This window comes from Roseateles sp. (genome assembly GCF_036404855.1).
In the GTDB taxonomy this organism is placed as follows: domain Bacteria; phylum Pseudomonadota; class Gammaproteobacteria; order Burkholderiales; family Burkholderiaceae_C; genus Pelomonas.
Window position 1 is genome coordinate 42,260 of the sequence record NZ_DASWYS010000023.1, and the last position, 6,066, is coordinate 48,325.

Below are 6,066 nucleotides of genomic sequence, written 5' to 3' on the forward strand. Positions count from 1 at the left end.
TCAGCCGTCGTTGAACAAAGACTCCGGCAGCGCGAGGCCGGGCTGGACCGTCATGCCGAACAAGCTGCCGGACAACGGTCGGGCCATCAGATCGGCGCTGCTCAGCCCCTCGCGGGCCGTGGTGACGAGGAGCTGGTCCCCCGTCGGCCCGCCGAAGGCGGGGCAGGTGACGTGGCCGACCGGCACCGAGTAGCGCGCCAGCAGCCGGCCATCCGGCGCATAGCGGGCGACGGCGGCATTGCCCCATTCGGCGTTCCACAGGCAGCCTTGCGCATCGATGGTGGAGCCGTCGGGCCAGGCCTCGTCCAGCTCCTTCTTCACGAAAAGACGCGGTTCGCTGACGCGGGCGCTGGCCGAGTCGTAGTCGCACACCATGATGCGGCGGGTCGTCGTATCGCAGAAGTACATCCGGCGGCCATTTGGGCTGAAGCAGATGCTGTTGGCGATGGCCACGCCGTCCAATGCCAGGCGGCGAAGCCCCTGGGCCGACGTGTACTGATAGAAGCCGCCCAGCGGATGGCGCGGCTCGGACTCGTCCAGCGTGCCGAAGACGAAGGCGCCGCTGCGGTCACAGCGGCCGTCGTTGGCGCGCGTGGTGGGCAGGTGGGCTTCCAAAGGCACGATCTCCTCGGGCTGCACGGCGATGCTGCCGGTGGCCTGCAGGTCGGGCAGCTTCAGCCGCGCGACGCGCTTGGCCATGGCCAAAACGAGGGCACCCGAACGGGCATGCACGAAGCAGCCGACGCGCTCAGGCAGGCGCAGCTGCAGCGTCGCGCTGGCGCCGGGCGTCCAGGCATGGATGCAGGCACCCTGGATGTCGGTCCACCACCAGCGGCCGCTGGGTCCATGCCATTGCAGGCCTTCACCGAGGTGGTTGGCCTGGGCCAGGGCGAGGGCGAAGGGGTGTTGGGTGCGCATGGTTCAGCCGAAACGGTGGACGGTGGTACTGCGCCACACGGCGCCGGGCCTGAGTACGGTGGACGGCCAGTCCGCGCTGGCGTCGTGGTGCGGCGAATCGGGGTTGTGTTGGGTTTCCAGACACAGTCCGTCGCCCTGGCGATAGATGCGCCCCCCGGGACCGGCCAAGCTGCCATCGAGGAAGTTGCCGGAGTAGAACTGCACGGCGGGCTCGCTGGTCAGCACCTGCATGCGGCGACCGGAGTGCGGATCCTCCAGCATGGCAGCGAGGCGCAGGCCATCGATGTCGAGTTCGCCGTCGAGCAGGAAGTTGTGGTCGTAGCCCTTGGCTCGTAGCAGCTGCGGGTGGGCACGGCGGATGCGGGCGACGATGGCGGTGGACTGGCGAAAGTCGAAGGGAGTCCCTTCGACCGACGCATGCCGCTGCGGGATCAAGTGCTCGTCGACCTCGCTGTAGCGCGATGCGGGAATCGTCAGCCGGTGGCGCAGCACGCTGCCCTCCCCGGCGAGGTTGAAGTAGTCATGGTGGGTCAGGTTGACGACGGTGGCGCGGTCGGTCTTGGCCTCGTAGGCTATGAACCAGCTGTTGTCGGTGGCGCTCAACGCGTAGCGCACGCGAACGCTCAACTCGCCCGGAAAGCCCTGCTCGCCATGCGGGCTGGTGTAGGTGAACACCAGCGCCGCTGCCTCACCAGCGAGGGGCTCGGCGGGCACGGCCTGCCACAGGCGATGGCCGAAACCCTCGGTCCCGCCGTGCAGGCAGTTGGGCCCGTCATTGCGGGCGAGCGTGTGGGTCTCGCCGTCCAGCTCGAAGCGGGCGCCGGCGATGCGGTTGCCATAGCGGCCGACGATGATGCCGAAGGACGGGTTGCGGTTCACGTAGTCGTCGAGATTGTCGAAGCCCAGCACCACGTTGCCACTTCGGCCTTGCGCATCGGGCGTCCACAGACCGGTGACGATGCCACCCAGCGTGATGGCGGTCAGCTTCAGGCCCAGGCCATTGTCCAGTGTGTACTCATGCACCACCCGGCCATCGGGCAGGCGGCCGTAGTCGCGGCAGACCGTGTTCAAACCCAGCCTCCATCGACGATGAACTCCTGCGCGGTGCACATGGCGGAGTCATCCGCTGCGAGGAACAGCGCCATGCTGGCGATGTGTTTCGGCATCAAGGGCTGGTTGATGCACTGACCCTTGGCGATCTCTTGCTTGGTCTCTTCGGTAACCCAGAGCTTGAGCTGCTTCTCGGTCATGACCCAGCCCGGCACCAGCGTGTTGACGCGGATGTTGTGCGGACCGAAGTCGCGCGCCAGGCAGCGTGTCAGGCCTTGCACCGCGGCCTTGCTGGCGGTGTAGGCCGGCATGCCGCCCTGCTTGAGCATCCAGCTGATGGAGCCGAAGTTGACGATGCTGCCGCCACCGGCCGCCTTCATGTCGGCCTGCACAGCCTGGGCGGTGAAGAACTGGTGCTTGAGGTTGACGCCGACGCTGGCGTCCCAGAGTTCGGAGGTCGTGTCTTCCACGGCGTGACGCTTGTCGTTGGCGGCGTTGTTCAGCAGCACGGTGAACGGACCGCAGCGCTGGCGCAGGGCGGCAATTGTTCCGCGCAGCGAGTCGACCTGGCTCAGGTCCGCCGACAGGAACTGCGGTGCGTGGCGCGACGTGGCAGCCAGACGTGCGGCCAGCACATTGCCCTCGTCCTCGGCCAGGTCGATGAAGGCGACCCTGGCGCCCTGCGCGGCAAAGGCTTCCACCAGCGTCTCGCCGATGCCGGTGGCCCCACCCGTGATCAGGACACCCCGGTCCTGGAGGCTGGGGTAGTGCGCAGGGGAACTCATCAGGCGGTCTCCGGTCGGATGCGGCCAGGCTTCTCCGGCCTGACGATGGCAGGATTATTAGTCATACTTTTTTGTTTTCAAAGTCGCCAAATCTCGGGTTAACCCCGATGATCACTATCAAATAGTCATACTTTAATGAGTGCAACCGGCGGTCACAGCCGGCCGCGCGCCGCATGGCGGCGCTGGATCCACCTTTCCGAGAGACAAGAGACCGCACCATGAGCGCCTCCGCCACCCGACCGTATCGCGGCGTCTTCCCCGTCGTTCCGACCATCTTCCACGCCGACGGCACGTTGGACCTGCCCGGCCAGCTGCGCTGCGTCGACTTCATGATCGACGCAGGCTCCCATGGCCTGTGCATCCTCGCCAACTTCTCCGAGCAGTTCGTGCTGTCGGACGCGGAGCGCGAGACGCTGACCCGCGCCATCCTGGGCCATGTGTCCGGCCGCGTGCCGGTGATCGTGACGACGACGCACTACGCCACGCAGATCTGCATCGAGCGCAGCCGGCTGGCGCAGGAACTGGGTGCGGCGATGGTGATGGTGATGCCGCCGTACCACGGCGCCACCTACCGTGTGTCTGAAGCTCAGATCGAGGGCTTCTACCAGCGCCTGTCCGACGCGATCAATATCCCCATCATGATCCAGGACGCCCCGGTGGCCGGCACACCGCTGTCGGTGCCATTCCTGGCTCGCATGGCGAACAGCATCGCCAACGTGAAGTACTTCAAGCTGGAGATGCCGCAGGCGGCCGCCAAGATGCGCGAGCTGATCCGCGTCGGCGGCGCTGCCATCGAAGGACCGTGGGACGGCGAGGAGGCCATCACGTTGCTGGCCGACCTGGATGCCGGCGCCACCGGCGCGATGACGGGGGGCGCGTTCCCCGACGGCATCCGCATGATCTTCGACGCCTTCCACGCTGGTAACCGCGAAGAGGCAGTGGTGCAGTACGGCCGCTGGCTGCCGCTGATCAACTACGAGAACCGCCAGGGCGGCATCCTGACCGCCAAGGCGCTGATGAAGGCCGGCGGCATCATCGAGAGCGATGCGCCGCGCCACCCTTTCCCCGAGATGAGCCCCGAGACACGCGCCGGTCTGTTGGACGCCGCACGGCGCCTCGACCCCCTGGTCCTGCGCTGGAGCAAGTAGTCCCCGACCGGCTGCGCAGGCGCCCTCGCGGGGGCGCCGCTGGTGGCCCGGCCGAGCCGGGCACACAGCGGCTGCGCGATGACCGACGTCCTTCGTCGCCGGGAACCCGGCGCGCCGCGAGGTACATGCGATGCGATTGCTGTTGACCTTTCTGTTGGCCTGCTGGCTGTGTACGGCCGCGCGGGCCGTCGAGCCAGAGACCGATCCGGGGGCCCACGACCCGACGCTGCTCATTCAGGCCGACCGCTGGTTCGTCTTCACGACGGGCAAGGGGCTGCAGCGGCTGGAGTCCTCCGACGCAGGCAAGACGTGGCGGCGCCTCGCGCCGGTGTTCAGCGAAGCACCGGCCTGGTGGGCCGATGCCGTGCCCGACCACAAGGGCGTGGATGTTTGGGCGCCCAAGCTCTTCGAACACCGGGGCCGTGTCTGGGTGCTGTATTCCATCTCCACCTTCGGCAAGAACCGCTCGGCCATCGGCCTCGCCAGCAGCGACAGGCCCGACGGTGACTGGCGCGACGAAGGCCTCGTCGTGCAGAGCCGGCCCGAAGACGATTTCAACGCCATCGACCCCGATCTCTTCGTCGAGACCGACGGCCGGCTGTGGCTGAGCTATGGCTCGTTCTGGGGCGGCCTGCGCCTCACCGAGCTCGACGCCAAGACACTGCGTCCCATCGGCCAGACGCGGTTCATCGCACGCCGCAAGGGCGGCATCGAAGCCCCCACCATCGTCCGCCATGGCGACTGGGTCTACCTGTTCGCTTCCTACGACCTGTGCTGCAAGGGCGCGCAGAGCACCTACAACATCCGCGTCGGTCGCGCGCGCAGCGCCGAAGGCCCCTACCTCGACCGCGATGGCAAGGACCTCATGGACGCGGGCGCCACGCCACTGCTGGGCGGCGGCATGCGCTGGAAGGGCCCGGGGCACCAGGACGTCGTCGGCGACTGGCTCGTCCACCACGCCTATGACACCCAACGCGGCGGCAAGCCGCACCTGCGCATCAAGCGCCTGAGCTGGTCCGCAGATGGCTGGCCCGTGATCCCCCAAGAAGAATGAACCGGAGACCTCCACCGTGGCTGGCTTGACTTTGGAGAACGTCTGCAAGCGCTACGGCGCGGTGCAGGTCATCGAGAACCTGTCGCTGGACGTCGCACAGGGCGAGTTCGTCGTCTTCCTGGGGCCTTCGGGCTGCGGCAAGACCAGCCTGCTGCGCATGGTCGCGGGGCTGGAGGAGGTCAGCGGCGGCCGCATCCTCATCGGTGACCGGGACGTGACCGTCGCGCCGCCGGGACAACGCAACCTGGCCATGGTGTTCCAGCACTATGCGCTGTATCCGCACATGACGGTGCGCGACAACCTGGCCTTCGGCCTCAAGAACATCGGCATTCCCGCGGACGAGATCGCCAAGCGCATCACCGAGTCGGCCCGCATGCTGGAGCTGGACGCGTTGCTGGACCGCAAGCCGGGGCAGCTCTCGGGCGGCCAGCGCCAACGCGTGGCCATCGGACGCGCGGTGGTGAAGGAGCCGGGCATCTTCCTGTTCGACGAACCCCTGTCGAACCTTGACGCAGCACTGCGCGGCCGTACGCGGCTGGAGCTGGCGCAGCTGCACCAGCGACTCGGCGCCACGATGGTGTTCGTCACGCACGACCAGATCGAGGCCATGACGCTGGCGACGCGCATCGTCGTCATGAGGGGCGGGGCCATCGAGCAGGTGGCCACGCCGGCCGAGCTGTACCGGCGGCCAGCGACGCGGTTCGTCGCCAGCTTCATCGGCACGCCGGGGATGGGCTTTGTGCCGGTCCACCGCGCAGCGGACGACGGCGGGCGCGCCGTCGTCACGGTGCCGGGTGGTGCGACGGTGACGACCTGTGTTGGCGTGCCGGGTCTGCCGGCCACGGGCTTGGTCCTGGGCGTGCGGCCCGAGAACCTGCGCGTCGCCGAACAAGGACCTCTGCGCGGGCGCGTCGAGCTGGTCGAGTTCCTCGGCGAGCGCACGCTGGCTCATCTGGCGCTGGATGGCGGCAGCCCGATCATCGTCACCGTGCCACCCGGCAGTTCGCCCAGATTGGGAACCCACGTCGCCGTCAGCATCGACATGGCCGAGGCCCACCTCTTCGACGAGGGCGGCCTGGCCCACCATGCACAGGAGTCGCTGGCATGAGCG

General features: G+C 67.9%; 6 protein-coding genes. 3 read left to right on the plus strand and 3 right to left on the minus strand.

What is annotated here, in order from left to right; translation table 11 throughout:
* From VGF12_RS01580 to VGF12_RS01590, 3 genes are read right to left on the minus strand one after another with little or no spacing between them, the layout of a single operon-like run.
* Nucleotides 1–918 carry an SMP-30/gluconolactonase/LRE family protein gene (locus VGF12_RS01580; RefSeq protein WP_331174292.1) on the minus strand — a complete coding sequence of 306 codons (918 nt, stop codon included), beginning with the start codon at nt 916–918 and terminating at the stop codon, nt 1–3.
* A 3-nt stretch (nt 919–921) separates the two neighbouring features.
* On the minus strand, nt 922–1,989 hold the full coding sequence (locus tag VGF12_RS01585; RefSeq protein ID WP_331174293.1) for an aldose epimerase family protein: 1,068 nt from the start codon (nt 1,987–1,989) through the stop codon (nt 922–924).
* Entirely contained in the window at nt 1,986–2,753 is a 768-nt protein-coding gene (locus tag VGF12_RS01590; protein WP_331174294.1) for an SDR family oxidoreductase, read from the minus strand. Before VGF12_RS01590 ends, VGF12_RS01585 begins: the two co-directional genes overlap by 4 nt.
* Nucleotides 2,754–2,971: 218 nt before the next feature.
* Between VGF12_RS01590 and VGF12_RS01595 the strand changes: the two genes are divergently transcribed.
* The 3 genes from VGF12_RS01595 (at nt 2,972) to VGF12_RS01605 (ending at nt 6,063) form a co-directional block, all read left to right on the plus strand.
* Nucleotides 2,972–3,901, plus strand: a complete 930-nt coding sequence (locus VGF12_RS01595) for a dihydrodipicolinate synthase family protein (RefSeq protein WP_331174295.1) — start codon at nt 2,972–2,974, stop codon at nt 3,899–3,901.
* Between the two features lie 130 nt (nt 3,902–4,031).
* A complete protein-coding gene (locus tag VGF12_RS01600; RefSeq protein ID WP_331174296.1) occupies nt 4,032–4,955 on the plus strand; it encodes an arabinan endo-1,5-alpha-L-arabinosidase in 924 nt (307 codons plus the stop codon).
* 16 nt (nt 4,956–4,971) lie between these two features.
* Nucleotides 4,972–6,063 carry a sn-glycerol-3-phosphate ABC transporter ATP-binding protein UgpC gene (locus VGF12_RS01605; RefSeq protein WP_331174297.1) on the plus strand — a complete coding sequence of 364 codons (1,092 nt, stop codon included), beginning with the start codon at nt 4,972–4,974 and terminating at the stop codon, nt 6,061–6,063.
* The last annotated feature ends 3 nt before the right edge of the window (nt 6,064–6,066 follow it).